The 676-nt window shown below is 72.3% G+C and carries 1 pseudogene; it reads right to left on the bottom strand.

Annotation, left to right across the window (positions count from 1 at the left end):
- Nucleotides 1–676 (bottom strand): annotated as a pseudogene (locus ZRA01_RS20415) (DUF2875 family protein); the annotation flags it as partial.

The raw sequence follows: 676 nt of genomic DNA, 5'->3' as shown, positions 1-676 counted from the left end.
TGGCCGGGTCGATGGCCGGGGTGACGTTGTTCTTGAAGACGCCGCGGCCCTGGCGCTGGAGCTTGTCGGGCGGCGGGGGGCTGATGAAGACGAGGCTGGCCTCGCGGGGGTTGCGCAGGTTGATGGCGGCGCTGCCGCCGCCGTCGATGTAGCTGCCCATCACGCCGATGGCCATGCCCATGAACAGGCTGGCCGAGCCGGTGTTGCCGAGGCGGGGCTCGAGGTCGATCCATTCATTCGGCTTGTCGAGGTGCAGCTCGGGCCCGCCGCCGCCGGCCTGGGCGTCGACGAGGGCGGTGAGCTCGACGAGGGTGTCGGGGCTGCCGCCGGTGCTGCTGATGAGGCGCTTGAGGGCGGCCGGGCGCTGGGCGTCGGGGAAGGCTTCGAGGGCCTGGTTCCAGCCCTTGACGAGGGCCGCGATGCGCTCGCTGCGGCGGGCGAGGGGCTTGCCGTCGGCGTCGGTGAGGGGGATGTAGTGGGGGCGGTGCACGTAGCCGAGGGTCGGCAGGCGGTCGAAGGTCTCGAGCTGATCCTTGTTCCAGGGGATGGGAAACCAGGGGGTCGGGGTGTAGCCCCGGGGGGTGTGCACCACGTCGTCGAAGGGGTTGAGGCGGCCGAGGCCCGGGGCGCCGACGACGTCGGGGCGTTTGGCGAAGCGGGCGGTCTCGGCGAGCCA

The sequence above is a fragment of the Zoogloea ramigera genome (assembly GCF_006539865.1).
Lineage (GTDB): Bacteria > Pseudomonadota > Gammaproteobacteria > Burkholderiales > Rhodocyclaceae > Zoogloea > Zoogloea ramigera.
This window is presented reverse-complemented; position numbering and strand designations above follow the sequence as displayed.